The sequence below is a fragment of the Streptomyces sp. NPDC058240 genome, assembly GCF_042882135.1.
In the GTDB taxonomy this organism is placed as follows: Bacteria; Actinomycetota; Actinomycetes; order Streptomycetales; family Streptomycetaceae; genus Streptomyces.
The window spans coordinates 1-2,401 of sequence record NZ_JBHVWT010000116.1; the positions used below are offsets into that span (position 1 = coordinate 1).

The following is a 2,401-nucleotide window of genomic DNA, read 5'->3' on the forward strand; positions in this document are numbered from 1 at the left end:
GTCCCGCATGGGACGGGGTTGAAAGCTCCGGCGGTGAAGGATGAGCCCGCGGCCTATCAGCTTGTTGGTGGGGTGATGGCCTACCAAGGCGACGACGGGTAGCCGGCCTGAGAGGGCGACCGGCCACACTGGGACTGAGACACGGCCCAGACTCCTACGGGAGGCAGCAGTGGGGAATATTGCACAATGGGCGAAAGCCTGATGCAGCGACGCCGCGTGAGGGATGACGGCCTTCGGGTTGTAAACCTCTTTCAGCAGGGAAGAAGCGAGAGTGACGGTACCTGCAGAAGAAGCGCCGGCTAACTACGTGCCAGCAGCCGCGGTAATACGTAGGGCGCAAGCGTTGTCCGGAATTATTGGGCGTAAAGAGCTCGTAGGCGGCTTGTTGCGTCGGTTGTGAAAGCCCGGGGCTTAACCCCGGGTCTGCAGTCGATACGGGCAGGCTAGAGTGTGGTAGGGGAGATCGGAATTCCTGGTGTAGCGGTGAAATGCGCAGATATCAGGAGGAACACCGGTGGCGAAGGCGGATCTCTGGGCCATTACTGACGCTGAGGAGCGAAAGCGTGGGGAGCGAACAGGATTAGATACCCTGGTAGTCCACGCCGTAAACGTTGGGAACTAGGTGTTGGCGACATTCCACGTCGTCGGTGCCGCAGCTAACGCATTAAGTTCCCCGCCTGGGGAGTACGGCCGCAAGGCTAAAACTCAAAGGAATTGACGGGGGCCCGCACAAGCAGCGGAGCATGTGGCTTAATTCGACGCAACGCGAAGAACCTTACCAAGGCTTGACATACACCGGAAAGCATCAGAGATGGTGCCCCCCTTGTGGTCGGTGTACAGGTGGTGCATGGCTGTCGTCAGCTCGTGTCGTGAGATGTTGGGTTAAGTCCCGCAACGAGCGCAACCCTTGTTCTGTGTTGCCAGCATGCCCTTCGGGGTGATGGGGACTCACAGGAGACTGCCGGGGTCAACTCGGAGGAAGGTGGGGACGACGTCAAGTCATCATGCCCCTTATGTCTTGGGCTGCACACGTGCTACAATGGCCGGTACAATGAGCTGCGATGCCGCGAGGCGGAGCGAATCTCAAAAAGCCGGTCTCAGTTCGGATTGGGGTCTGCAACTCGACCCCATGAAGTCGGAGTTGCTAGTAATCGCAGATCAGCATTGCTGCGGTGAATACGTTCCCGGGCCTTGTACACACCGCCCGTCACGTCACGAAAGTCGGTAACACCCGAAGCCGGTGGCCCAACCCCTTGTGGGAGGGAGCTGTCGAAGGTGGGACTGGCGATTGGGACGAAGTCGTAACAAGGTAGCCGTACCGGAAGGTGCGGCTGGATCACCTCCTTTCTAAGGAGCATCTAGATTCCGCAAGGAGTCCAGAGGCCATTACGTCGGCAAATGTTCGACGGTGGTTGCTCATGGGTGGAACGTTGACTATTCGGCACGGTTCTTCAGGGTTCATTAGTACTGCTTCGGCGTGGAACATGAATTTTGAGGGGTCGGGTCGGGCACGTTGTTGGGTATCTGAGGGTACGGCCGTAATGGTCGCCTTCAGTTGCCGGCCCCAGTGAACCTGTTCTTCGGAGCGGGGTGATGGGTGGCTGGTCGTTGTTTGAGAACTGCACAGTGGACGCGAGCATCTGTGGCCAAGTTTTTAAGGGCGCACGGTGGATGCCTTGGCACCAGGAACCGATGAAGGACGTGGGAGGCCACGATAGGCCCCGGGGAGCTGTCAACCAAGCTTTGATCCGGGGGTGTCCGAATGGGGAAACCCGGCAGTCGTCATGGGCTGTCACCCGCTGCTGAACACATAGGCAGTGTGGAGGGAACGAGGGGAAGTGAAACATCTCAGTACCCTCAGGAAGAGAAAACAACCGTGATTCCGGGAGTAGTGGCGAGCGAAACCGGATGAGGCCAAACCGTATGCGTGTGATACCCGGCAGGGGTTGCGCATGCGGGGTTGTGGGATCTCTCTTTTGCGGTCTGCCGGCCGTGAGACGAGTCAGAAACCGTTGATGTAGGCGAAGGACATGCGAAAGGTCCGGCGTAGAGGGTAAGACCCCCGTAGCTGAAACATTGACGGCTCGTTTGAGAGACACCCAAGTAGCACGGGGCCCGAGAAATCCCGTGTGAATCTGGCGGGACCACCCGCTAAGCCTAAATATTCCCTGGTGACCGATAGCGGATAGTACCGTGAGGGAATGGTGAAAAGTACCGCGGGAGCGGAGTGAAATAGTACCTGAAACCGTGTGCCTACAAGCCGTGGGAGCGTCGCATGCAAGCTTGCTTGCATGTCGTGACTGCGTGCCTTTTGAAGAATGAGCCTGCGAGTTTGCGGTGTGTTGCGAGGTTAACCCGTGTGGGGAAGCCGTAGCGAAAGCGAGTCCGAATAGGGCGTTTC

The 2,401-nt window shown here is 58.3% G+C and carries 2 rRNA genes (1 of these 2 cut by a window edge); both read left to right on the top strand.

Features of this window, described 5'->3' with window-relative positions:
• A 16S ribosomal RNA gene (locus ACFVX4_RS41495) occupies positions 1–1,347 on the top strand; the annotation flags it as partial.
• 297 nt (positions 1,348–1,644) lie between these two features.
• A 23S ribosomal RNA gene (locus tag ACFVX4_RS41500) occupies positions 1,645–2,401 on the top strand (it continues 2,465 nt past the right edge of the window).